This window comes from Candidatus Nomurabacteria bacterium (assembly GCA_023898565.1).
Lineage (GTDB): Bacteria > Patescibacteriota > Minisyncoccia > Phycocordibacterales > UBA918 > OLB19.
In genome coordinates this window covers 98,878-123,780 of the sequence record CP060228.1, presented here as the reverse complement: position 1 = coordinate 123,780, position 24,903 = coordinate 98,878, and the positions used below count along the sequence as shown (strand labels likewise).

Genomic DNA, 24,903 nt, shown 5'->3' with positions numbered 1-24,903 from the left:
CTATGTCTGAAGGGGAATTTAAAGTCATAAAAGAGACAGAATATGGTCCGCAGTTGGTGCGCGTTGGTTCGGCCGCCGATCCTGAAGCGGGGAGGGAGGATCTCGGGGTAATGACCGACGAAAGTCGTCGAAAATTTATGTTTGGTGTTAGTGCCCTCGGGGGAGCATTGGCGCTCCTTGGTGGTCGCGCCCTACTCCAGGGTGATGACGAATCGCCTTCGACTCAATCGAGTGGTGGCAAAATACGCGGTGCTGCACAGAATGCTCATGAACATCAAGACGAAACTTTAGAAAGTGGTGTGCGGTCATTTGAAGGTGAGCTTGCGGGGTATCGTGAATGGTTTGGCCTTAAAAAAGATGAAGTGGTGTTTGTTGACGAGAATAATGTACCGGTTGGGCGTCCTGTGCAGCTGCGTGAAGTGGTGGCACCGAAGTTTCACAGAGATGGACGGGTGGCGATGCGTGAATATAAATATTCACCAGGTCCACTTAATGAGATTGGTATTCCGGGAGAAGGAATTTCTGGTGAATGGCTTGATTTAATCAGAGATGGTCTTGCCTACAATTTTCCTGACCGTAAGGCTGTGCGGCCGCTCCATGCAGTGATTGATTTCAATAAAGCTTTGCACGAAGATGATGAGCCTGGACTGGTTGATGCGCTCAAGGCTGGACAGATTACCGACTACAAAGGTTTGGTGGAATATTTTGCTGATAAGCCGGTGGTGGGCGCGGAACACTTATCTCGTGTTGAGTATGTCGAGCAGATGATTCAATTTGAAGACTTTGTGCCTGCTATAGTCCAGGCGGAGTTGCGCAGAATACTGCCTGGTCTATGTGCTCAGGAATCAAAGTTTAATAACGGCCTCACCAGTGTGGCTGGTGCCCGGGGTATTTTCCAGTTTATGCCAGATACGTGGGCACACTATGGCGGTACGCCTGAAGAAGTACATTCACTGCGACGTCAGGTGGAGATCGCCGGTCATTTTTTCTCTGATTTGTATCGTGAGGTGTTAGTGAATGTGGGCACAGAGGCGATACGCTTTTTGGAGATGAAATTTGGTAGCAGAGAGCTACTTGAGCGACAGCTGATTGTGCCGCTTATGGTTAACTCGTACAACGCTGGTTCGTCTCGAGTGGCAGATGCGGTAAAGGGGTATATACGAAGTACTGAGGTGGAAGATATGCCTGACGGTCAAGATCTTTTTCTGGCAATCGCTGATTTTGCCGTGGCGAGTAAGCGGGGAAGGCTTGGTGGTTATGGTAAGCACGCTCGCGAGTATGTGCCACGGATTTATGCGCAGGCAGAGGTGTTGCGTGGCGAGCAGTAAAATGGCCGGGGCGCAAGCGCCCCGGCCATTTTACTGCTCACTGCTACTTCTTCGGTTCGACCAGCTCAAAGTCGAGTTGGCGCTCATCTTTATCGGCGCGGGTGAGTTTGACGCGAACCACATCGCCAAGGTGGTACACTTTACCGGTACGTTGACCTTTTACGCGGTACTTGCTTGCTTCGTGTTCGAAGAAATCGCTTTTAATGCTTGAAAGTTTTACCATACCATCTGCCATCGATTCTTGCTCTTGCACATAGATACCCCAGTCAGTTACACCGGTGATGACACCGTCGAATTCTTCGCCGACTTTGTTCATCATGTATTCCACCTGCTTGAACTTAATTGAGTCACGTTCGGCAGCCACCGCTTCCATTTCTCGTTCTGAAGATTGAATTGAGATTTGCTCGTACTTAGCAGTTTCTTTTTGGCCAATGGTTGAGCCATCCAGGTGACGGCGAAGCATGCGGTGCACCATGAGATCAGGGTAGCGACGAATCGGCGACGTGAAGTGGGTGTAGTACTTGAACGCCAAACCAAAGTGACCGATGTTTTTGGTTGAGTAGATTGCTTTTGCCATCGAGCGAATGCTGGCAGTTTTGATGAGGGCTTCTTCTGGCTTGCCTTCAACTGCGGCCATGAGCTTATTAATCTCAGTCGCTTTTACAAACCCTTTCTTGACTTCAAACTCATAGCCGAGAGCGTGCACAAAGGTGGCAAGTTCTTCAATTTTGTCTGGGTTTGGCAGGTCGTGAATACGATACACAAAAGCTAAGTCCTTATTCTGACTTTTAGCTTTTTCATTTATATACGTGGCCACCTCTCGGTTGGCAAGGAGCATGAAGTCCTCAATCATGAGCATTGTCTCAGTACGGTGTTTTTTGTATGCACGGATTGGCGCGCCGCGCTCATCGAGTTCAAATTTTACCTCTGGCTGCTCAAAGGCGATGGCACCATTAGCGTATCGTTTGCGACGAAGGATGCGTGAGAGACGCATGAGTTCATTAAGTTCAGTGAGGTATTCACCAGCTTGATCGGTAATGACTTTTTGCGCGTCTTCATAGGAGAAGCGCTTGTCCGAGTGAATGATAGTCTGGCCATACCAGGCGCTGGCGATTTTGGCTTCAGGCGTGAGCTCAAATACCGCTGAGAAGGCGAGGCGGTCTTCATGTGGACGAAGGGAACAGAGGTCGTTGGAAAGCACTTCCGGCAGCATCGGGATCACCCGGTCGACGAGATAGACTGACGTGCCGCGCTCTTTGGCCTCCTGGTCGAGCGGTTCTCCTTCAACTACATAATGAGACACATCAGCAATGTGGATGCCAACCTCGGTATTGCCGTTCTCCAGAGTTTGGATTGAGAGGGCGTCGTCGAAGTCTTTGGCGTCGTGCGGGTCGATGGTCATGGTCGTGACACCGCGGAAATCGCGTCGCTTTGGATCAGCGATAGCGTCAGCAAAAATCTGCTCTTTGGTTTCGTAGAGTTTGTGTGCGGCTTCTTGGACTGATTCTGGGAAGGCTTTTGAGAATCCTCCTGAGCGAATGATTGCCTGCATTTCGGTTTCGTGATCACCGGCGCGGCCGATGGTCTCGACAATCTTGGCAAGCGGGTCGAGGAGTGGTTGTGACCACTTAGTGATCTCAACGACCACCTTCATGCCGAGGTCGTTTGCAGTGGCTTCAGAAAGAATGGGGCGAATATGAATACGGTGGTTGTCAGGAGCTAGGAAAAGAATTTTCCGTCCACCCTCGGCTTTTTCTTTAACCGTACCAATGAGCTCACGGTGCACTGCTTTCACTACACGCAAAACCTTACCTTCTTGGCGCTTGCCTGGTACTTTTTTCTTAAGCTCCACTTCGACGATGTCGCCATCGAGCGCGAAGCCAAGGGCTTCGCGCTCCACTACAATATCTTCCTCTAGGTCTGGATGGGCGACAAAACCAGTGCCTTTCCCGCGAACCATAATCGCGCCTTCATGGGTTGTATTCATTTGCGCAGTATACCTTTTATAGGTGTAATTACAACGTTCTAATTGCCATAAGTCAGGCTCCTGTGTTTTAATTTAGGGTAATGAATCAAGAAAATTTTTCTTCAGCTCCAGCTGAATTATTGGGCCCCGATGAAGAGGTGGTGAAAATGGTTAATGCATGGACTGTTGCTGAGCCTGGCACGCGTGAGCGCAGGGAGGCGGGCCGAGTACTCGAAAGCGCAGTACTTGACTTGATTAGCGATGAAGATTTTAAATCCTTAAGCCTGATTCTTGAGACTCCCAAAATGCACTTAGGTGTAAAAGAGATGGCAGGAACTGCGATAGTTCAGATGATTGTCGGTGAAACTTTGAGTGATGGTGCCATGATTGACTTAGTGGAAAATGGGAAAATTGCACGAGCTTCGCAGGTTCGATATGCTGCAATAGATAAATTGATAGAAAAGTTAAAGGCTGGAGAAATCACTGATCAGGCAATGTTAGAACGGCTAGTCACAGTTGGGAACACTGAGTTGCGGGTTGAAGCCAAGGATGTCTTGCGTACTCGCGGCTAAACTATTGACGAAAACTATTAATTTGCTATGCTAGCGCCACTATGTTAATGATGCGTTTACAACGAATCGGCCGCCGCAACGATCCTTCATATCGTATTGTGGTTACCGATAAGCGAACTGGCCCGAAGAGCGACAAGCATGTCGACCGCCTTGGTTCGTACAACCCAAAGATGAATCACGTTCAAATTGATGCTGCAAAGGCAAAGGAATGGCTCGCCAAGGGCGTACAGCCATCTGATACTGTGCACAACATCCTCGTTGGACAGAAAGTGATTGAAGGTAAGAAGATTAACGTTCTTCCTAAGAAGTCACCAATTATCGATGAAGAAGCGCTAAAGCGCGCTGAAGAAGAAGCGGCTGCCAAGGCAGAAGCTGAAAAGGCTGCTGCTGAAGCTGAAGCAGCTAAGGCTGCAGAAGCAGCTGCACCAGCTGAAGAAGCTCCGGCTGCAGAGACTGCAGAAGAAGCACCAGCCGAAGAAGAGAAGAAGGACTAATTTCTCGCATACGCAAACTCCTATAATGCACGGTGTCGTATTGACGTCGTGCATTTGCTTGCGTATGATTTTAGTAGCACGTTACATTCCGTGACGGTAGCTTAACAGTATAGCCAAAATTGATGTATGGATACGCACGAAGACAAGCAGTTTCTCGAAAATCTTGTAAAAGCGTTGGTTGATCGCCCAGAAGCAGTTTCTATCAACCGGACCGTTGACGAAATGGGAGTGCTTCTCACGCTTGATGTTCACGCGGATGATATGGGAAAGATTATCGGTCGCTCGGGCAACACCGCGAAAGCAATCCGCACACTCCTTCGCGTTGTTGGTATGAAGCACGATGCTCGCGTTAATCTTAAGATTAACGAACCGGAAGGTGGAAAAGGAATGAGTCGTGAAATGGCTGACGCAATGCAGGAAGATAATCCTGCTGCTGCGCCTAAGTCACTCGATGAGGCAATCGACGACCTCAAGATTTAAGCTGCAAATTTCTTTGTCGAACTTCGAAAAGGCCCGCACTGGACAGTTGTCCTACTCGGGTCTTTTTTGTGACCTGGTTTTTAAGGAGGACTTGTTCCGACTATAAAAATGGAAATACTCTTGTGGTGTGTTCTTCGCGAACTTTACTCAGCTTATAGTCTTGAGGAAACCTCAAATGTAATATGAAAAGCGCCACAACCACGCGCACAAGCACTCACATTATTTATGGTTGTGAACTTCCTAAAAATTAGGTCGAGTGGGCGCGGCGCTTTTTCTGTGCTAGGATTTTTCTATGCAATTTCACGTCATTACATTATTTCCAGAAGTGTGTCGGGCGTACACGGACGCGAGTGTACTTGGCCGTGCGCAAAAGACCGAAAAGGGAAAAGGGGCAAAACATCGCGGCAAGAAGATTGAGGTGAAATACTACAACCCGCGCGACTATACCAAAGATAAGCATCATAAAGTCGATGATAAGCCCTACGGTGGTGGGCCAGGTATGGTGATGAAGGCCGAGCCGGTTATCAAGGCCTGGGAAAAAGCGGTGGGGCGCAAGCAAGACAAAAAGAAAATCAAGACGCTCGTTATGTCGCCGCGCGGGCAAGTCTTCGACCAGGCCCGCGCCAAAGAGTACGCGAAAAAGTACGACCACGTGGTATTGATTTCTGGTCGCTACGAAGGAATTGATGCTCGTGTCCTTAGTGCACTCAAAGCCGAAGAGGTGAGTGTGGGCGACTACATACTGACGGGTGGTGAACTACCAGCGCTGTCCATTATTGATGCGACATCGCGGCAGATTCTTGGTGTACTTGGCGACATCGAATCGCTTGAGGATGGTCGGGCGACTACTGGTGAATCGTACACCAGGCCGGAAGTGATTGAGTATAAAAAGAAAAAGTACAAAGTACCGGAAGTGTTTTTAAACGGCAATCACGCTGAGATTGAAAAACGCCGACAAGTACGAGAATAATCGTGCTAGCATAGAAGGATGAGGTTTATTTTCTAAGATAAGAAGACTATGGAACCAAACATAAACACAGAGCAGTCTAAACAGACGGATTCAGAAGCATCAACAACCGAGCACACAACAGCTCCTGAAGTCGGGACGGTGTCTGGAGTAGAGCAGTATCGCACTTTTGCTATACTCGGCTATATTCTGCCATTTTTGTTTTTCTTGCCACTGCTTGATGATAAGACAAAAAATGTACCGTACGTACGTTTTCATGCCAATCAGCAGCTAGTGTTGTTGGTGGTAGTAGTGGCAGCTTCTATTTTGCATAATTTCCTGTTTGTCATGCTTATGTCCCTTGGTTATATGGTGTATCAGGTGTTGAATTTGGTAATCTTGGCGTTGGCTGTGTTTGGGGCATATAATGCGTACCATGATCGCATGAAGCCATTACCGTTTGTGGGACAGTTTCAGATTTTAAGGTAATGAGAGCAGAAAAGGCCTGAGCGCATGCGCTCAGGCCTTTTTTATTACAAATTTTTTCAAAAAAAAGTACTGGAGTTCTGATTGTTTTTTAAAGCCGATGCAGACGATGTCGCGAAAGTCGCGTCGGGGACGAGGGCGTTTGTCGGTGGCTTTTTCCATGTCATCGAGAGCCAGTGTGCGGTACGTACACTGACCATTGCTTTTGTGAAGATAGAACAATCGTTCCCCTTTGGGGTATGTGACAAAACGGTGGTTATCTTGCACATATGACTTACGTGACAGAGCAATCAAGTACCAGCCGTTCTCCAGCATTCCCGCGATACGGGGCCATTCATCATATGAATAGCAACGCATGGTTGGGTCTCCTTTTGTGAACAAAGCTGGAGGCATAATGCCTTGTAAGAAGCAAAAGTCAAGTAAAGGCGGCAAAATATGCTTGCATATTTTGCCGCCTCCTGTATACTGCCGGCACAAACGCAGTCATGCGATCTCGAATGAGTTTTGGGTGGTGAGATTCATATCCGCGGGGGTAAAGAAAGCACTTTCTCGTCGTTTTTGTGTTTTGGATGTTCACAAAGGCAGGTAGTGGTGTGTAAATCACAATAGTGATGTTTTTATTCATCGGGTAGACAAACAAAGTGAAACAAGAGCGCTTCAGGCGCGATTTTTCTGCTGTCTTTCCAAATTATTACAATAACTTCAGTTAGCTATGAGCAAACAGGATGTTACCGAACTGTCAGTGGGACACTGGCCACAGCGACGCTTTGAAAAAGCGGCTGCGCCACGTATTCCGCTTCCAGACCTCATTGAGCCACAGCGTGAAAGCTACACGTGGTTTGTTGAGACTGCACTTAAGGAAATCTTCAAGGAGTTTTCTCCAATTGCAGACTATTCAGAGAAGAAGTTTGAACTTGCCTTTAAAAAATATGAGATGGGTGCGCCAAAGTACTCACCAGAATTCGCGAAGGAAAATAAGCGAACCTACGAAGCGCCACTGCGTGCAACCGTAGTTCTTAAGAACAAGACCTTTGATTCTGACAAGGAACAGGAAATCTTCATGACCGATGTGCCGGTAATGACCGACAACGGTACATTCATTATCAACGGTGTGGAGCGCGTTATCGTGCCACAGCTTGCTCGTAGTTACGGTATCTTCTTTACCGCAGCTGAGTCTAAAGGCAAGACACTCTTTGGAGCAAAGATTATTCCAGCTCGAGGAGCTTGGGTAGAAATCGAGTCTGAAGCCGACGGCGTAATTTACGTAAAGATTGATCGCAAGAAGAAGTTCCCGATTTCTTCACTCCTCCGTGTACTTGGTGTCGAAAAGGATGCTGACATGGTCAAGCTCATGAAAGGCGTTGAGCGTGGTGAAGAGTACATGAAGGCGACGATTGAAAAGGATCCTGCTAAGACGACTGATGATTCATATATTGAAATCTACAAGCGTCTTCGTGATGGTGACTTGGCGACGATCGATAACGCAAAGGAATTCGTAAATTCTATCTTTGCACCAGAGCGCTATGACCTCTCAGAGATTGGTCGTCACCACTTCAATGGTCGTTTTGGTTTGCCTATTGATGCAAAGGCAGTAGCGAATCGGACTGTTTCAACTGAAGACTTGCAGCGTATTCTAAAGTACATCATTGAGTGCAATCACGATGTGACCGCGCTTCCTGACGATATCGACCACCTCGGTTTCCGTCGCGTGCGTTACTTTGGCGAAATGCTCCAGCAGCGTGTGCGTGTTGGTATGACTCGCATGAAGCGAAACATTCAGGATCGTATGTCTACGATTGAAGCTGAAACGTCGCTTCCGATGCAGATCATCAACCCACGTCCACTCCAGGCTGCGATCAAGGAATTTTTCACCACCAACCAGCTGTCACAATTCTCACAGCAGCAAAACATCCTCGCTGAGGTAGAACACCTCCGCACCCTTTCTGCGCTTGGTCCAGGCGGTCTCACTCGTGAGCGCGCTGGCTTTGAAGTGCGTGACGTACACCCAAGTCACTACGGACGTCTCTGTCCAATCCACACGCCAGAAGGTCCAAACATTGGTCTTATCTTACGTCTTTCAATGTACTCACGCGTCAACCGCTTCGGTATCATTGAAACACCGTACATGAAGGTGCATAAAGGAAAGCTTCAGGATGAAGTGATCTACATGAACGCTCATGAAGAAGAGGGCTTTACGATTGCGCACGCTGCTGTAGAGGTAGACGACAAGGGCAAGATTAAGCCAGAGCTCGTGGAGGCTCGCTTTAAGGGCGAACCACGTGTAGTGGCTCGTGAAGATATCGACTACATCGATATCGCTACCAATCAGCCATTCTCAGTGGCGACTTCAATGATTCCATTCCTCAATCACGACGACGCCAACCGTACCCTCATGGGCTCAAACATGCAGAAGCAGGCTACTCCGTGTGTTGTGCAGGAGGCGCCGATTGTGGCAACTGGTGTTGAAGGTGAAGCGGCACGTGACGTTGGTCGCGTACTCTACGCTCGCGAAGCGGGTGAAGTAGTAGAGGTAGACGCTAAGAAAGTAGTAGTGAAGAAGAAGGATGGTAAGACTGATGAGTATCCACTTACGTCACTCCAGCGCACAAACGACTTCTCTGCGTTTGCACACCGTCCAGCGGTCGCGCTTGGTCAGAAGGTAAAGCGAGGCGACTTGCTTGCTGATACAACCTCAACTGACAATGGTCAGATTGCAGTAGGTCAGAATGCACTCGTGGCATTTATGTCATGGAATGGTGCTAACTACGAAGACGCGATTATTATTTCTGAGCGTCTCGTGAAGAAGGCAAAGTTCTCAACCATCCACATCGATGAACTCGAAGTGGCGGTGCGAGATACTAAGCTTGGCCCAGAAGTAACTACTCCAGATATCCCTAACGTATCTGAACTTAAGCTCCGCAATCTCGATGAAACCGGTGTTATCCGCATTGGTGCGGAAGTACGCCCCGGTGACATTTTGGTGGGTAAGGTAACTCCTAAGGGAGAAACCCAGCTTACACCAGAAGAGCGTCTTCTTCGCTCAATCTTCGGCGAAAAGGCAAAGGATGTGAAGGATACGTCACTTCGTCTTGAAGCTGGAAAGCGTGGTCGTGTGATTGGGGTAAAGATCTTCTCGCGCGAAAACGGTGATCAGCTTGAATCAGGCGTGATTAAGCGCATCCACATCACGATTGCTCAGGTACGTAACGTATCAGTCGGTGACAAGCTCGCTGGTCGTCACGGTAACAAGGGTGTGATCTCACGTATTCTTCCAGAGGAAGACATGCCGTACATGGAAGATGGTACGCCAATTGATGTACTGCTTACTCCGCTTGGTGTGCCATCACGTATGAACCTCGGTCAGATTCTTGAGCTTCACCTTGGTATGGCAGCAAGCACGCTTGGCTTCCAGGCTATTGTGCCACCATTTGCTGGTGCCAATGAAACTGACGTAAAGAACCAACTCACTGAAGCCGGTCTTCCAACCGACGGTAAGATTCAGCTTCGCGACGGTCTTACTGGCGAGCCATTTGCGCAGAAGACAGCGGTTGGATACATGTACATCTTGAAGCTGCACCACATGGTGGAAGACAAGATCCACATGCGTTCGATTGGTCCATACTCACTTATCACCCAGCAGCCGCTTGGCGGTAAGGCGCAGGTTGGTGGACAGCGTTTCGGAGAGATGGAAGTGTGGGCGCTCCTTGGTTATGGTGCGGCCTATACACTCCGAGAAATGCTTACTATCAAGTCAGACGACATTGTTGGACGTTCAGCAGCCTTTGATGCGATTGTGCGCGGTGAACAAATCAGTCACCCACACACGCCAGCTGCGTTCAACGTACTCCTCAATCAGCTTCGTGGCCTCGCTCTTGATGTGAAGCTCGATAAAGAAGAGACGCGTCGTAATTATGAGAACAACTAACGCTTCTGCCTATGTCTAACGAATCAACATTCAAGAAAACAGAATTCAAGAAGCCTGCACCAGTGCCAACCAATTACACTGGCGTAAGCCTCAAGCTGGCTTCTCCAGAACAGATCCTTGACTGGTCATGGGGAGAAGTGACCAAGCCAGAAACCATTAACTACCGAACGCAGCGTCCGGAAAAGCATGGTCTCTTCGACGAGCGTATCTTCGGCCCGGTCGAAGACTACGAGTGTTCGTGTAAGAAGTATCGCGGTATCCGTTACAAGGGTATTGTGTGTGAAAAGTGTGGGGTGGAAGTCACCCGCGCGATCGTTCGTCGTGAACGTATGGGTCACATCGATCTCTGTGTGCCGGTAGCACACATCTGGTTCCTTCGTGGCGTACCAAGTCGTATTGCGATGATTCTCGACATCACCGCATCATCAGTAGAAAAGGTGATTTACTTCGCTGGCTACATTGTGACGAAGGTGAGTGAACAGGATCGTACGCGCATCCTTGGTGAGCTCGATACTGAATTTAAGACGAAGCTTAAGGCACTTACGAACGAAGAAGCCCGTGACGCACTCAAGCTTCGCATGGATGAGGTAAAGAAGGAAGTAGAGGGTATTAAGCAAGGTGTAGTACTTGATGAAGCGAGCTTCCACAAGTTCTCAATCAAGTACTCAACGCTGTTTGAGGCTCGGATTGGTGCAGAAGCTATCTTCGAACTCTTTAAGAATCTTGATTTGCCAACGTTGGCAGATCAGCTCGAAGACCGCTACACCAAGGCTGGTGCTATGGAACGAGCTAAGCTCGATAAGCGTTTGGCGCTTATTCGCGGCATGATCAATGCTGGCGTGCGTCCAGAGTGGCTCTTCTTGACTCGTCTTCCAGTGGTACCACCAGCGATTCGTCCAATGGTGGCACTTGAAGGAGGACGTCACGCGTCTTCAGACCTCAACGACCTCTATCGTCGTGTAATCAACCGCAACAACCGTCTTAAGAAGCTGATTGATATCCAGGCTCCAGACGTAATTTTGCGTAACGAAAAGCGTATTCTCCAGGAGGCGGTTGACGCGCTCATCGACAACTCTATCCGTCACGGTGGTGGCGCGTACTCAGCTATGAGTGCTGCGCAGCGTCGTCCACTGAAGTCTCTCTCTGACTACCTAAAGAGCAAGCAGGGGTACTTCCGCCAGAACCTGCTCGGTAAGCGTGTAGACTACTCAGGACGTTCAGTGATTGTGATTGGTCCTGAGCTCGCGCTTGATCAGTGCGGTCTCCCGAAGCATATGGCACTTGAGCTCTTCCGTCCGTTTGTGATTGCTGAACTCTTGGAACAGGAGCTGGCGTACAACATTCGCGGTGCCGGCCGACTCATTGAAGACGGCGTACCAGAAGTATGGGCCATTCTCGAAGATATCATTAAGAGCAAGCACGTAATGCTCAACCGTGCGCCAACGCTGCACCGTCAGGGTATCCAGGCATTCCGCCCAGTACTGATTGAAGGTAATGCGATTCAGGTGCACCCACTCGTCTGTCGTGCGTTCAACGCCGACTTCGACGGTGACCAGATGGCGGTACACGTACCACTCTCTGAAGAAGCGCAGATGGAAGCTCGTACAATCATTTCTGCTAACAAGAATATTTTGAAGCCAGGTTCGTCTGAGCCGGTAGTGTCAGAAAAGTTGCTTGATATGGCACTCGGTGCATACTGGATGACGAAGGTGGTAGAAGGTGCGAAGGGTGAAGGAAAGTATTTTGCGTCACCAAACGACGCTATCAATGCCTACGACTACGGCGTGATTGATTTCCGCGCGAAGGTAAAGGTGCTTGCAACTGATACTCCTAAGTACCAGCAGTTTGAAGGAAAGATTTTCGAAACAACCGTTGGCCGCTTGCTCTTCAACTCAGTGTTGCCGAGTGATCACACGTTCATCAATGACGTGATTGTTCAGAAGACACTCTTCCAGGTAATTATCGACATCATTGATGATCGTGGGGCTGAAGCGGTACCGCCGATTGTAGACCGACTCAAGAAGTTTGGTTTCCGCTACGCGACACTCTCAGGTACGACTTGGGGTATTGATGAAGTGGTGGTTCCTGAGCAGAAGGCTGCGATTGTAGCAGCTGCTCGTGAGGAAGAGCGCGATATTATCGAACACTACGAAGAAGGTCTCCTGTCTCGTGATGAGCGTCGCCGTATGATTGTAGAAATCTGGCACCGCGCTAAGACTGAGATTGAAAAGGTGCTTCCTGAAACACTCTCAGATGATGGTTCTGCGTTTGAAATGTGGAAGTCTGGCGCTCGAGGTTCGCTCGGACAAATTGCGCAGATGGCCGGTATGAAGGGTCTGATTGTAAACACTCGTGGTGAAACATTGGAGACTCCAGTTATCTCATCAATGAAGGAAGGTCTCACACCGATTGAGTACTTCAACACCACTCACGGTTCACGTAAGGGTCTCGCCGACACGGCGCTCCAGACTGCAAAGGCTGGATATCTTACTCGTCGTCTCTTCGTAGTAGCGCAAGACGCTATCGTGACTGAGGCTGATTGTAAGACTAAGGCTGGTACAAAGATTAGCCGTATCTCAGCTTCAGGTATCGAAATCTCATTTGCGAAGGCAATCAAAGGTCGCATCTTGGCTGAAGATGCTGTCGACACGAAGGGTAACGTGATCTTCAAGAAGGGTCACTTGCTCTCACGTCGTGATGCAATTGCGACTGAAGAGTCTACGTGTGAACACGTAATCGTACGTTCACCAATGACCTGTAAGACGCTCCGCGGTGTGTGTCAGCACTGTTACGGTATCGACCTTACTACCAACGAACTCGTTGATATCGGTGAGGCAGTAGGTACGGTAGCAGCGCAAGCGATTGGTGAGCCGGGTACTCAGCTTACGATGAACACGAAGCACGCCGGAGGTGCGGCGTCAGCTGGTGGAGACGTAACACAGGGTCTTCCTCGCGTAGAAGAAGTCTTCGAAAAGCGTCAGCCAAAGATTCCAGCAGTCGTTGCAAAGCATACAGGTGTAGTAACCGAGATTCGTCGCGAAGGTCGCGAGCAAATCATCGTGGTGGCGCCAGATATGACGGCTCCAGGTGCACCAAAGAAGAAAGGTACCAACGACGAGTACGAAGTGCATTATCGTCGTACGGTGCTTGTCTCTAAGGGCGACACAGTGATGGCTGGTCAAATCCTCACTGACGGTTCAGCGCTCCTTCCAGAACTCTTTAAGTTCGGTGGACAGGAAGTAACCCAGGACTACATCATTTCTGAAGTAAACAAGATTTACGAACTCCAGGGTGTGACAATTGCGCGTAAGCACATCGAACTCATTGTGAAGCAGATGATGTCACGGCTTAAAATTACTTCACGAGGCGAAAGTCGCTTCACGGTTGGAGAAGTGGTAGAAGAATGGATTGTGGTAGAAGAGAATGAACGCCTGAAGGCAGAAGGAAAGGAGATTGCTAAGGGTGATCGTCTCATTCTCGGTATTACCGAAACGTCACTTTCACGTAAGTCATTCCTCTCAGCAGCGTCATTCCAAAACACGACTCGCGTGCTTATCAACGCGGCGGTAAAGGGAAGTCATGATAATCTTGCTGGTCTCATGGAAAACGTGATTATCGGTAAGCTTATCCCTGCTGGTTCTGGCTTCAAGGGAAGCAAGAAGTATCAGCGGATTGAAGAATTGCAGGCAGAGAAAGAGTAGTGTGTATCTGCAAAAAGACCCGTCAGGGTCTTTTTGCTTGGTGTTTGTGTTTGAAAAGGCCGGCCCTTTGGGCCGGCCTTTTCAAATGCGCATAAAAACACCCCGCGTGTGCGGGGTGTTTGTCAGCGCGGTATCAATCTGGCAACCGCTTGTTCTTGTAGTTTGCGTGCAATGACAATCAGCGCTTTCCGATAGATTTCGTTCGCCTTGTCTGAGTGTGTGAGTCGACCGTTATAGCGAACTTCGTCAACCGAGCCATCTTGCAGCTCGTCAGTTAGCTGCAGGCTTTCTATGCGTGTTTGATTATGCTCATCGATAAAGACCGATGTTACAGTGAGCGTGATGACTTTCTGACATAGATTGTTGGGCTCTTTGCAACTTGGACTGAGAACGACGTATTCAGTGCTTTCGATGAGCACTGTCAGCGGACTTCCTTCGTGCTGGTTTGCTTGTCCATAGACGTACGCACGGCTCTCATCTGCTGCAGCCGGTGTCTGTGATTGTAGCAAGATAGTGCATAAGGCAATCAAAGCGCGGAAGAAAATAGTACTCATGACAACCTCCTTCAGTTAGTCTGTGCTGCATACTACATTTTTGTAGGCAAACTGCAAGACTGTTTGTTACTCACTCGACTAGAAAAACGGCATGCTAAAATGTGAAGACTATGGAGATGTTAACTGAGTTTATTGATTCAGCGTTCTTTACATACTTTCTATCAGTATTAGTAGCAGCGCTTGTGGGAGGGATTATAGGTGTTGAGCGAGAGTTTCGTGATAAGAGTGCCGGGTTTCGCACAATGATACTGATTTCGGTTGGCTCGTGCTTATTTACTATTTTCTCGTTTATTATGGGTAAGCCGGATGGAGAGACGACGCGCATTGCGGCGGCAGTCGTGTCAGGGGTTGGCTTCTTGGGGGCGGGTGTGATTCTGAAAGATGGTATTACCATCCGCGGCCTCACGACTGCCGCCTCTATTTGGCTCGTAGCGTCTCTCGGGGTGGGGGCGGGTATTGGAGAGTATGAGCTTGTTGGTGCGGTGACAGTGCTGGTTATGTTAGTGCTCTTGCTTTTGCCCCCAATTGAGTATTGGCTTGACAGCTTACACGATTTTCCAGAATTTAAAATTACGATTAAAAATAGTGACAAGGCTGAGGACGAAATTCTCGATATTTTTGATGAGTTTGGAGTAAAGATTGTTCAGGTTAAGCGAACACGGGTAGAGAAGGGAGAGCGTATTTTGCACATCAAGGCGAAGATGAACACGACAACCCATGAAGAGCTTGGGGCGGTGCTGGTTTCTGAAAGCGTGGTTATTTCAGTCACTGAAGTTTAAGTATATTCTGTGCTATAACTTGCTGCGACACCGCAGGATATGGGTAGCTACTTTACCCTAATGCGGAAGAGAGGGTATACTACCTGCACTATATGAGCGATGCTGTCCAGCAGATTAAAGACCGATTGAATATTATTGATGTGGTTTCCCCGTACGTGGAGCTTCATAAAGCGGGTAAGAATTTTAAGGGAAAGTCACCTTTTTCGGCTGAAAAAACGCCGTCGTTTTATGTCTCACCTGATCGGGGGATGTACTACTGTTTTTCGACCTCGCAAGGGGGAGACATTTTTAATTTCATCCAGGTGATGGAAGGTGTGGATTTTAAAGAAGCGCTTAAGATTTTAGCTCAAAAAGCTGGGGTGGAGTTGGTGCCAGAAGATCCAAAACAGAAGGGAGAGCGCGATCAGCTCTATGCTGCGATGGAAGCGGCGACGGTCTTTTATCAAGACGCATTACTGAGAGAGTCTGAGGCGGTGGAATATGTAAAGCGTCGTGGCGTTAAGGAAGAGACGGTGGCGAAGTGGCGCATCGGGTTTGCTCCTGGTCCACCAAAGTCTGGCTGGCGTGAGGTGAAAGACGCACTCGAAGCGAAGAGTTTTTCGAAAGAAATTCTTCTTAAAGCCGGTCTCATTAAACATGCTGAGAGTGGCAAGGAGCCGTTTGATGTGTTTCGTGATCGAGTGATGTTTCCGATGAGTGACAGTAACGGTAAGGTGGTGGCATTCTCAGGGCGTATTCTACACCCAAATGATAAGGCTCCAAAGTACGTAAATTCACCTGAAACAGCACTATATAAAAAGTCCGAATTGCTTTTTGGGTATGACAAAGCTAAGAATGGGATTCGTAATCTCAAGTTTTCATTGATTGTAGAAGGGCAGTTTGATGTGGTGATGTGTCATCAGGCGGGGTATGCCAATGCGGTGGCGGTGTCTGGCACAGCCCTCACTATTCATCATGTACAGCTTTTGGAGCGACTTTCTGATAAGGTGGTGCTTTCCTTGGATGCTGACCGAGCGGGTATTTCGGCAATGAAGAAGGCGGCCGAGGTAATGCTTCGTCGCGGGCTTGATGTGAAGGTGGCTGAGCTGCCGCTCGGAAAGGACCCGGCAGATATGATTGTCGAGAATCCAGCTGAGTTTAAAAAGGTAATCGGTCACTCAGTACATGTGATTGAATTTTTGCTCCATGTACTGAGGCGTGAAATTGAAGATGAGCGATCATTTAAGCTTAAGGTAAGTGCTGAAGTGTTGCCGTTTATTTTGTTGCTTCCAAGCCGTATTGACCAAGAGCATTTCTTAGGTAAGGTAGCGGAAGCAATTAGTACGACTGTCGACTCGGTGCGCTATGAGCTTGATCGGTTGCGCGAGCAGCAGGCTCCGGCAGGAGTTATTAAAGCGCCACCCAACACGGCGGTAGCAGATAATCGTGCCCAAGCAAAGGTGAGTTCTGATATGGCACAGAAAGCATATGTGTATCTGCTGGCGGCTGCAGAGGTGTTGTCGCCTGACTTTGCTAAGAAGGTAGAGTTGGAAGTGGCTGCTATAAAAACAATTGGTGAGGTGGGGGATCCAGATGAATCTGAGCGGGCGGGTGTGCTTTTTACACTTGAGCAGCATTTCACAAATTTGCCAGAACTTGCGCTTCAGGAAGAGATTGTTGCAAAGCTAAATCAGTTTAAGACCGCACTTATCCGCAAGCATTTGGCTATGTGTCGGTCAGAGCTTGGTGCTGCCGAGGCTGCTGGTGATGATGCACGAATATTGCAAGTGCTTGAGGAGATTAAGAAGTATGAAACAAAACGTCGTGAGCTTGCGTATGATGTAGAGAGCTTCACAGCTTCGTAGTTTTGTATAACGAACAAAGGGACTAGACAAATTAAGGTTTTTCTGTATATTTGGAACATTATGGCTACCAAAAAGGCCACAAAAAAAGTAGCAAAAAAAGCGGTAAAAAAGACCGTTACAACAGTAAAAAAGACAGCCCTAAAGAAAGCTTCTACAACAAGTAAAAAAGCGGTGGGCGTAAAGAAAACTGCAACAAAGAAAGTCACCCCCAAAAAGGTGGCTAAAACTGCTGCAAAAAAAGTAGCGAAGAAGGCGACAGCAAAAAAAGTCGTGGTCAAAAAAGCTGCACCGAAAAAGACAGTGCCTAAGAAAGTGGCTGCTAAGCCAACTTCTCCAAAAGCTGTCGCACCTAAAAAGCTAACCAAAAGCGAACGAGTCCTTGAAGCAAAAGCGGCCGAGTTGATGCGGCTTGGGAAGGAGCGTGGGTATGTAACCTACGATGAGCTTTTGCGTGCGTTTCCTGAGGTTGAGAAAGATGTCAACTTTTTAGATACGCTTTACGAACGATTTTCTATTGCTGGGATTGATGTGCTGCAAAGTGGCGGTATGTTGGGCGAAGACCCTAGTGCTGAGGTATTGGCCCAAAAAAATGCGTTCAAGCGCAGCGACAGCGGTTACGATTCTATCCAGATGTATCTTCGCGAGATTGGTCAGTATCCACTCCTTAATGCGCACGAAGAGCGAGTGCTCGCGAAGCGTATTGTGGAAGGTGATGATGAAGCACGCAACTTGCTCGCTCGCGCCAACCTACGTCTCGTAGTTTCGATTGCGAAGAAGTATGTTGGTCGCTCACCAGACCTTACCTTGCTCGACTTGATTCAGGAAGGTAATCTTGGTCTCTTTAAGGCAGTAGACAAGTTTGACTTCACAAAAGGATTCAAGTTCTCTACCTACGCCACGTGGTGGATCCGTCAGGCCATCACACGTGCTTTGGCTGACCAGTCTCGTACCATTCGTATCCCCGTGCACATGGTAGAAACCATGGCGAAGTACAAGCAGGTATCACGTCGTTTAGCGCAAGACCTGGGTCGTGACCCAATGCCAGAAGAAATTGCGACTGAAATGCAGGTAGAGGTGGAAAAAATCTATCAGATTGAAAAGATTTCTCAGGACACCATTTCACTCGAACTTCCAGTTGGTGATGATGACGATCGTTCACGTCTCTCAGACTTTATTTCTGATGACAAGATTGTTTCACCAGACCAGGAAGTGGCACACAGTATTTTGACTGATCAAATCACTGAAATTCTCGATACGCTCTCTGAGAAGGAACGGAAAATTCTTGAGATGCGTCACGGACTTCTTGATGGTACGTACCATACACTTGAAGAAGTGGGTAAAGAGTTTGGCGTAACGCGTGAACGTATCCGTCAGATTGAAGCCAAGGCCCTTGAGAAGATCCGCCAGCACGAAAAAGCACGTCGTTTGAAGTCGTACTAGCGTATAATTGGCTTCCGCAAAAAACGCGCCAGAATGGCGCATTTTTTGTGTTACATATACATAATTTGGTCTTTTAGCCACATGATGGCATCAAATCCAGTAATCATAATCCAAAGCCAGACGGCTACCCAAGCAAAAGCGATGGGCACTTCGTAGATAATAAATTGTTTAAACGAAATATGGAGCGCTCCGTTAATGAGGGCGTAAATAGGACGAGTTAGTGTGATGAAGCGACCAAATAAGACAAATAGAAAAAGCCCGCGCGTTCTTAAGAACGCGCGGGCTTTTTCTGCGGCTGTAGACTGTAGTGTCTTCGCGACAACCTTGGTTGTGCCAAGATGTCGGCCAATGAAAAAGTTCAGCATGTTGCCGGTTAGTGTGCCGAGAAAGGCAAACCACGCAATTTCAGGTGCAGAGAGAATACTGTTGTTATACAACATCAGTATTGTCGCTGTAGTTGTTGCTCCGTACAGTAAATAACCGGTCAAAAAGAATATGTCCAAAATAGCTGCTGTAAATATACCGAGCGCGGCATAGTCAGATAGTGTGTGCAAGAGCTCTACCATAGAATAGCATCGCTATTCGTTCATGAATTTAGCCAGAATTTGCTTTAATCCTTGGCGAGAGATGATGCCAATCGGATGATTGTCTTCGTCCACTACTGGAATACGAGCACGCTCATGCGCAATTGCAGTGCTGGCAATGGCCATTAGGTTGTCTTTGAGGGTAAGGGGAGTGAAGTCGAAAGACATAAACTCACCAACCGGCAAACTGCGCGCCACATCGATAGAGGCGATAAACGCATCATCAGTTTTGAAGTGGTTAACCACTTCATCGCCAGATAGGGTGTCGGGTACAATGGCGTTTAGTAAGTCGGTGACCGTTACTTCGCCTGTAAGTTCACCGTCTTCATCGGTTACGAGTAATGTATTGGTGTGCTGCGTAGTCATTGCCTTGAGAGCGGTCTCAAAGGTGTCTGTCTCGGAAACGATTACCGCAGGCTTAACGATATCCTTGACTTGCATATGTCTATACTATACACCCGGCATTTTGGGTTGTCATTAGTCTTTGATGACGCCAAGTTCTTCTTTGAGGGTGATGTATAGTTTTGGTGTAATGAGCTCTTTCTTAAAGATTTCTTCGAGAACATTTTCTTCAATCGTATGTACACCATGACGAGCAAGCGAGATAGCAAGTTTATCTGCCGCTACTTGATTGTTGGCGCTGTGGTCCTGCAGCTTTTTTTCAGAGTTTTCGCGGAATTCGGTATACAGTTCGTATACGTGCGCAACAGCTTCATGGGTAAAGATGTTGCCTGAAACTTTTTCAAGCTGCGCTAGTTCCTTAAGGACCTTGCGAGAAATAATCGACTGCGCGCGGTAGTACATATACAGTTCAGGGAAAGAGTGTTTGGTGTCCTTAAAGCCAAACAGGTTTTTGATGGTGATGAAAAGTCGGTCAAAAATGTCACGACCGTCAGCGTGAATGGTGAGATCTGGCGAGAGGTTGCCACTTTCAATTGCTTCAAGCTGTAAGCGTAGTTTTCCGACAATGCGACGGTAGACACGTTCGGTGACTTCGTTATGAATGAAAAGAAGCTTGAGGTGACGCTTCTCAATACCGATAGCATAGATACGTAGTACGCGGAACGCAAGATCGTTACGTGTTTCGTTATTGAGGGTGCTGGCTTGCTTACAGGCGCGTTTAAAGGCGGCGTCATGCTCAGCACGAAGTTGCGAACCAATAGCAGCGTCTATGTAGCCACGACTTTCGTAGGTTTCGAGACGATTGGTTACTTGGTGGTGAATGAGTGCTTGCGCTTCCTGGTATTCAATTTCTTCTACCGCAGTGAAGCTGTCGAGCTTAAAGCGGCGCACAAAGTGTTTGATAGTAGTAGCTTTAACAAAGAGTGTTACAGCAATACAGCCAATTGTCAGTGAGAGGAGAAAGTCTCGTGGTGAGATGTCGAGGTTCCAGCCAGGAAGCGCGAGGTCCTCTGGGATTAGGAACACCATGGTGACGGCAAGCGCGCCGCGAAGTGAGCCCCAGGCGAGGAGGTGTTGCCATGTTTGTGGAATGCGGCGAGCTTTAGTTTGGAATAGGTTATACAGTCCTACGACAGGGTAGATTGAGATTGCGCGCGCTGAAGCAACAACAAGTACTGTAATGGCAATAGCGCTGAGCATGAGTGGGTCAAAGAGTGGGGTTTGGAACATGAGCACACCAATCAAGATGAAGATAAGTGAGTTGGCCATGAAGGCAAACTGTTCCCAGATATTGGTCACAATAGATTCGGCGTGCGGATTCATCTTGGTACGGCCGTAGTTGCCCATAAGGAGAGACGCAATAGTGGTGCTGATGATTGGAGAAATATGAATCTGGAATTCGCCAAACCAGTGCACTTCAGACACGACTTCGGCCAAAATGAAAGTGATGTGAGCAAGTACAATAGTGAGTGTAATGCTAGCTACTTCACTGTCGCGCGATTTGCCCACCAGGTAGGCAAAAATGCCACCAACTAAAATACCAAAAATAACACCAAAGACGAGCATTGAAAGGAAGGTGAAGCTCCCCGAAAGGGTGGTGAAGATAGTAACACCGCCGCTCTTAATGACTTCAAGTGTAATCAAGAACAGTGCCACTGCAGTCGCGTCATTAAAAAGACTCTCACCTTCAAAGATAAGTGAGAGTCGGCGGGGGACTCCGTACTCTTTAAAGAGTGCGAGTACGGCGACTGGGTCAGTGGCAGAAATGAGTGCACCAAAGAGAAGGGCAAGAGTAAATGGCATACTAATGCCAATAAAGCCTAGCCCGATGTGTAAGAGCCCGGCAATGAGAATGGTTGAAATTAAAAAGCTGCCAATCGCAAGAGAGAGTACCGCGGTGCTGTCAGCGACAAGCTTGCGAATATTCATATTGTAGGCAGATTCAAAGATGAGCGTAGGGAGGAGGAGGTAAAAGAGTAGCTCTGGCGTGAGCTGGAACTCTTCAATAAATGAGAACGGATCAAGGAGAGAGAGGAAGCCAAGACCAATGCCAATAAATACCAAGAATACGGTGTGAGGAATATTGAGACGCTTAGCCCAAAAAAGCGCGAGACTTGAGATGCCGAGCATTAAAAAAATGGCGAGTGTGGTGCCAATGGTTAACATACATGAGTTATTTATCCTGCAAAATCACAGGGCGCTACTATACAACGAAAAACCTTTATTTACAAGGTTTATTGTGGACACCTATCCCCCCCCCTCGCATAGCATATTTCTCACATGCGCTGATGTATGCCGAGCTCGTACAGCCTGTAATCCCCGCGGATGCTCGAAATATGCGTCTATCATTCTGCAGATTGTGGGTACTGAAACTCCTTAATTTTTTTGTTGTAGAGATGTGTAGGCGAAAACAGTTAAAAAGATAATGCCCTGCACGAAGACAATGGTTCCGCCTGTTTCGATATCGAAGTAGTAGCTGCTGTACGCTCCGACAAGTGAGCTAATAATGCTAATACTCACTGCAATTTGCAGCATGCTGGGAAATTGCTTGGTGAGTAGAAAGGCGGTCGATCCAGGTGTAATAAGCATCGCGATAACTAGAATGATGCCGACTGTCTGGATTGAGCCAGTAATGGTGATGCCTAGCAGCGCCAAGAATATGTAATTGATGAATGTGATAGGAAGTCCCACTGACTGAGCATGTGTAGGATCGAAGCAAAAGACCATAAAGACTCGTCGATAGATGAGTATGATAATTGATACGATGGCGAGTGTAACGGCGGTGTACCAGGCTGACTCGTCTGAAATACCGAGAACTTGACCAAAGAGCACATGAGTTAGGTCAACTGAGCTCGTTACTTTCGAAATCATCATCAGTCCTAAAGCAAACAAGGTGGTGAAAACGATACCCATGACAGCGTCCTCTTTAATCTTGCTGTTGCTTTTAATGAAGCCGATTAGAAAGACAGCAAGCATGGCAAACGCGAACGCACCGATGCCAAAAGGGATGCCGAGGAGATATGCGATGACCACGCCAGGTAACACAGCGTGTGAAATGGCGTCACCCAACAAAGACCAGCCCTTTAAGATAAGGAAACATGACAAAATCGCACAAGTAATGCCAACTACAACAGAGACAATGACAGCCTTTGTCATGAAGGCATATTGTAGCGGTTCAAAAATGAATGTGAGTATATCCATACTTAGTTGAAAGTAACATGGTGAAGCAAGCCATCGAATGTTTGTGAGACGAGCTCCTTAGTAAAGACTTCTTTGGTTGGGCCGTAGGCAATGATGCCGTATTTGACTAGTGCTACATGATCACAGGTGTCTGGTAGCGACAGTAGGTCGTGAGTAGCGAGGATGACTGTTTTCCCTTGCTCCTTAAGCTGTATGAGTAGCTCTATCAGTGAACGTTCGCTGGTGGCATCAAGACCAGCAAAAGGTTCGTCTAGAAGAAGGATGTCAGCACCTTGTGCGAGTGCTCGAGCGACGAATACGCGTTTCTTTTGACCCCCGGACAATTCACCAATTTGGCGATTAGCAAAGTCGGTCATTCGCACCTGTGCTAGTGCATTCATGACCTGTTCGCTGTCTGTAGTATTTCGCTTTAAAAACTGGTTTTGGTGTCCAATGCGACCCATCATCACTACATCGTAGACAGAAATAGGGAAATGCCAGTCAACCAATTCAGTTTGAGGTACATATGCGACGTGGCCGTGCTTCTGCGCCACGTCAGTTGGGTCGCTGCAAACACTCACGAAGCCGCTTTCTGGCTTAACTAACCCCATAATGACTTTAAATAATGTTGACTTGCCGGCGCCGTTCATGCCAATGACTCCAGTAAAGGTGTGGTAGGGGATTTTGATGGAAGCATCCGTAAGCGCTCGCTTGGTGCCATAGTTTACAGTGACACCACGTAGTTCAATAGCAATATTTTCCATAGTTGCAATTATTCAGTTTCGGTTAATCCATGCTTGATAGTGTCAGCGGTGTGCTTAAGTAAGTTAAGATAGGTAGATGCGGGTAAATCTGGAGTTGAAAGTGAGTCAACATACAGCGTGCCCCCGAGCCGTGCATTTGTTGCTGCTACTACTTCGCGTTGAATGTGTGGCTCAACGGTGCTTTCGCAGAATACAGCCGGAACCTGCTTCTCCTTCACAAGGTTGATGACCTTAGCAACCTGCTGTGGCGAACCCTGTGTGTCTGAATTAATGGCCCACAAATAGACTTCTTCAAGGTTGTAGTCATTCGTGAGGTAGCTAAAAGCGCCTTCGCAAGTGACCAAGATGCGGTTATTCTCTGGGAGAGAGTCGAGGGTAGTGTGTAAGTCTTGGTCAACCTGCATGATTTGCTGACTGTAGGTTTTAGCGTTAGCAGCGAAATAGTCCGCGTACTGTGGAGCGACCTCCGAAAGTGCTTGGCGAATATTTTCGACATATATCAGACCTTGTTTGGGCGACATCCACGCGTGCGGGTTTGGTTTGCCGGCATATGCATCTTCGGTGATGTACTGTACTTCGACATCTTTACTCACCGTGTAGGTGGGAACATCAGGAATGCCAGCTTTAAGCTTTTCGGTCCAAAGTTCGAGATTCATGCCGTTTTCAAAGATAATGTCAGCCCGTGAAGCTTGGACTAGATCGCTTGGTGTTGGCTGATAGCCATGGATTTCTGATCCGATTTTGGTGAGTGAAATCGAGTCAACTTTATCTCCACCGACATTAGCTACCATATCTGCAATGATGGTAAAAGTGCTTAGGGCAACAATTTTCTCGGGTGTGTCAGGAGTTGATTGAGGGCTCGAAAGTCTTAGTGCCGTTACTGTGATTGCTGCTATGAGCAAGATGAATACAAGAGTTTTTTTCATGTTGAATAAAATTTATTGGTGCTATTTTTACCAGCGGTTTGGTTTAGTAATCACTGTCCCGTGCGGGTCAGTGGTTGGGTGGTTTAGAAAAATTGCGAGACGTTTTATGACATCATCACTACATGCGTGTTCTAGTCTCTCTGCTTCAGCGTGAACCTGGCTTGCTGGAACTTGTAAGATTCTGTGTAGAAAAACTTCAATAATGCGGTGTTTGTAGGTGAGTTTCTCAGCACGGACGGTTCCGGCTTCGGTAAGTGTGACTCCTGCGTACGGGGCAGTGGAGGCTAGTCCGTCCGATACCAAATCTTGGACACGTTCAGAAACGGTTGATTTGCTTAGATGTAGACGCTCGGCGATTTTCGTTACGCCAACCGGTTTGTTGGTTTTTATATGGAGCAAGTAAATTGCCCGTAAGTAATCTTCTTTAGTTGAACTGAGTTTGGTTTCTTCGCGAAATGTTCGCATATACGAACTTTATCAAGATAGAACTATTTTGCAAGTATGCACCTAGCTGTTGCGTTGATAACTTGTT

General features: G+C 47.8%; 20 protein-coding genes. 11 read left to right on the top strand and 9 right to left on the bottom strand.

What is annotated here, in order from left to right; genetic code table 11:
• Positions 1-2 precede the first annotated feature (2 nt).
• A complete protein-coding gene (locus H6780_00610) occupies positions 3-1,328 on the top strand; it encodes a lytic transglycosylase domain-containing protein (GenBank protein ID USN88913.1) in 1,326 nt (441 codons plus the stop codon).
• Positions 1,329-1,371: 43 nt separating this feature from the next.
• Here H6780_00610 and rnr read toward each other — a convergent pair whose 3' ends face one another.
• Positions 1,372-3,315 (bottom strand): ribonuclease R, encoded by a 1,944-nt coding sequence (gene rnr / locus H6780_00605; GenBank protein USN88912.1) that lies wholly within the window; start codon positions 3,313-3,315, stop codon positions 1,372-1,374.
• An 80-nt stretch (positions 3,316-3,395) separates the two neighbouring features.
• On the opposite strand from rnr, the gene H6780_00600 reads away from it, so the two are divergent.
• From H6780_00600 to rpoC, 7 genes are all read left to right on the top strand, one after another.
• Positions 3,396-3,866 carry a hypothetical protein gene (locus tag H6780_00600; GenBank protein ID USN88911.1) on the top strand — a complete coding sequence of 157 codons (471 nt, stop codon included), beginning with the start codon at positions 3,396-3,398 and terminating at the stop codon, positions 3,864-3,866.
• A 41-nt stretch (positions 3,867-3,907) separates the two neighbouring features.
• Positions 3,908-4,360 (top strand): 30S ribosomal protein S16, encoded by a 453-nt coding sequence (gene rpsP, locus H6780_00595; protein ID USN88910.1) that lies wholly within the window; start codon positions 3,908-3,910, stop codon positions 4,358-4,360.
• A gap of 126 nt (positions 4,361-4,486) precedes the next feature.
• Complete coding sequence (locus tag H6780_00590; GenBank protein ID USN88909.1) at positions 4,487-4,840, top strand: KH domain-containing protein; 354 nt, start codon at positions 4,487-4,489, stop codon at positions 4,838-4,840.
• A 292-nt stretch (positions 4,841-5,132) separates the two neighbouring features.
• Complete coding sequence (gene trmD / locus H6780_00585; GenBank protein USN88908.1) at positions 5,133-5,810, top strand: tRNA (guanosine(37)-N1)-methyltransferase TrmD; 678 nt, start codon at positions 5,133-5,135, stop codon at positions 5,808-5,810.
• 48 nt (positions 5,811-5,858) lie between these two features.
• Positions 5,859-6,275, top strand: a complete 417-nt coding sequence (locus tag H6780_00580; GenBank protein ID USN88907.1) for a hypothetical protein — start codon at positions 5,859-5,861, stop codon at positions 6,273-6,275.
• A gap of 709 nt (positions 6,276-6,984) precedes the next feature.
• Positions 6,985-10,197: a DNA-directed RNA polymerase subunit beta gene (locus H6780_00575; protein USN88906.1), complete on the top strand. Its 3,213-nt coding sequence runs from the start codon at positions 6,985-6,987 to the stop codon at positions 10,195-10,197.
• Between the two features lie 11 nt (positions 10,198-10,208).
• The gene (gene rpoC, locus H6780_00570; GenBank protein ID USN88905.1) at positions 10,209-13,898 is read left to right on the top strand and encodes a DNA-directed RNA polymerase subunit beta'; all 3,690 of its coding nucleotides are present in this window, start codon (positions 10,209-10,211) and stop codon (positions 13,896-13,898) included.
• A gap of 122 nt (positions 13,899-14,020) precedes the next feature.
• Here the strand turns inward: rpoC and H6780_00565 are convergent, their stop codons facing one another.
• Complete coding sequence (locus H6780_00565) at positions 14,021-14,452, bottom strand: hypothetical protein (GenBank protein USN88904.1); 432 nt, start codon at positions 14,450-14,452, stop codon at positions 14,021-14,023.
• A gap of 110 nt (positions 14,453-14,562) precedes the next feature.
• Between H6780_00565 and H6780_00560 the strand changes: the two genes are divergently transcribed.
• The 3 genes from H6780_00560 (at position 14,563) to H6780_00550 (ending at position 18,515) form a co-directional block, all read left to right on the top strand.
• Entirely contained in the window at positions 14,563-15,231 is a 669-nt protein-coding gene (locus H6780_00560) for an MgtC/SapB family protein (GenBank protein USN88903.1), read from the top strand.
• A gap of 92 nt (positions 15,232-15,323) precedes the next feature.
• Complete coding sequence (gene dnaG, locus H6780_00555) at positions 15,324-17,075, top strand: DNA primase (protein USN88902.1); 1,752 nt, start codon at positions 15,324-15,326, stop codon at positions 17,073-17,075.
• 60 nt (positions 17,076-17,135) lie between these two features.
• A complete protein-coding gene (locus H6780_00550; GenBank protein USN88901.1) occupies positions 17,136-18,515 on the top strand; it encodes a sigma-70 family RNA polymerase sigma factor in 1,380 nt (459 codons plus the stop codon).
• 50 nt (positions 18,516-18,565) lie between these two features.
• Here the strand turns inward: H6780_00550 and H6780_00545 are convergent, their stop codons facing one another.
• The 7 genes from H6780_00545 to H6780_00515 all read right to left on the bottom strand — a co-directional run bounded on the left by H6780_00545 (position 18,566) and on the right by H6780_00515 (position 24,836).
• On the bottom strand, positions 18,566-19,081 hold the full coding sequence (locus H6780_00545) for a VTT domain-containing protein (GenBank protein ID USN88900.1): 516 nt from the start codon (positions 19,079-19,081) through the stop codon (positions 18,566-18,568).
• A gap of 12 nt (positions 19,082-19,093) precedes the next feature.
• Positions 19,094-19,540, bottom strand: coding sequence for a CBS domain-containing protein (locus H6780_00540; GenBank protein USN88899.1), 447 nt, complete (start codon positions 19,538-19,540; stop codon positions 19,094-19,096).
• Positions 19,541-19,576: 36 nt separating this feature from the next.
• The gene (locus tag H6780_00535; protein USN88898.1) at positions 19,577-21,667 is read right to left on the bottom strand and encodes a sodium:proton antiporter; all 2,091 of its coding nucleotides are present in this window, start codon (positions 21,665-21,667) and stop codon (positions 19,577-19,579) included.
• A 210-nt stretch (positions 21,668-21,877) separates the two neighbouring features.
• On the bottom strand, positions 21,878-22,702 hold the full coding sequence (locus H6780_00530; protein USN88897.1) for a metal ABC transporter permease: 825 nt from the start codon (positions 22,700-22,702) through the stop codon (positions 21,878-21,880).
• Between the two features lie 2 nt (positions 22,703-22,704).
• Positions 22,705-23,445 (bottom strand): metal ABC transporter ATP-binding protein, encoded by a 741-nt coding sequence (locus tag H6780_00525; protein ID USN88896.1) that lies wholly within the window; start codon positions 23,443-23,445, stop codon positions 22,705-22,707.
• Between the two features lie 8 nt (positions 23,446-23,453).
• On the bottom strand, positions 23,454-24,371 hold the full coding sequence (locus H6780_00520; GenBank protein USN88895.1) for a metal ABC transporter substrate-binding protein: 918 nt from the start codon (positions 24,369-24,371) through the stop codon (positions 23,454-23,456).
• A gap of 27 nt (positions 24,372-24,398) precedes the next feature.
• On the bottom strand, positions 24,399-24,836 hold the full coding sequence (locus H6780_00515; GenBank protein ID USN88894.1) for a metal-dependent transcriptional regulator: 438 nt from the start codon (positions 24,834-24,836) through the stop codon (positions 24,399-24,401).
• Positions 24,837-24,903 lie beyond the last annotated feature (67 nt).